At 28.8% G+C, this 614-nt stretch carries 1 protein-coding gene; it reads right to left on the bottom strand.

From position 1 onward, the window contains the following. Positions 1-56: 56 nt before the first annotated feature. A partial coding sequence (locus GBZ86_RS16620; protein WP_327445303.1) for a P27 family phage terminase small subunit occupies positions 57-614 on the bottom strand: 558 nt, incomplete at its 5' end.

The raw sequence follows: 614 nt of genomic DNA, 5'->3' as shown, positions 1-614 counted from the left end.
TGCAGCTCTCAACACTTCCACTTTCTATAAGGTTAATGTATTCATCAATATATTTATTAAATATCATCATAATCCTCGATTTTTGGTGATGGCTTTAATCCTAATTCATTAAGGATCTTTAACATTTGAGCATTGGTTTTATTAAGTTCTGATATACTATCATTTTTCTTAAAGCCTAATTGCCTACCATTATTCCATTCAACAGTTACTCCCCTTTCTTTAATATCATCTATTAACCTATTTTTTATATCCCATAATGACATATAGTCATTTATTAAATCTTCATAGTGCTTTCCAAAAGTTTCATTATCCTTTAATTGATTTAATAAATCCTCTTTTATGTCCTCTGAAATTTTATTTCCCAAAAGTTGCACCCTTTTTTCACTGCACCCTTTTTTGGGTGCACTTTTTCTACTCCATTTGTATCTTTTTCTCCATGACTTAACTGTATTAAAAGAAACTCCATATTTTTCTGCTATATCTGCATACTTCATTCCGTTAATGTAGTCATTATGTGCCTTTTCGCTAATTGTTAATGTTTCTCTTTCATTCAAAATCACCACCTCTTTTCTATTTTTATAATTAAAAAAATCACTTTTTTGCACCCTTTTTTT

The organism is Clostridium tarantellae, assembly GCF_009295725.1.
Lineage (GTDB): Bacteria > Bacillota > Clostridia > Clostridiales > Clostridiaceae > Sarcina > Sarcina tarantellae.
The sequence above is the reverse complement of the archived record's forward strand: the minus strand, read 5'-3'. Positions and strand labels throughout refer to the sequence as shown.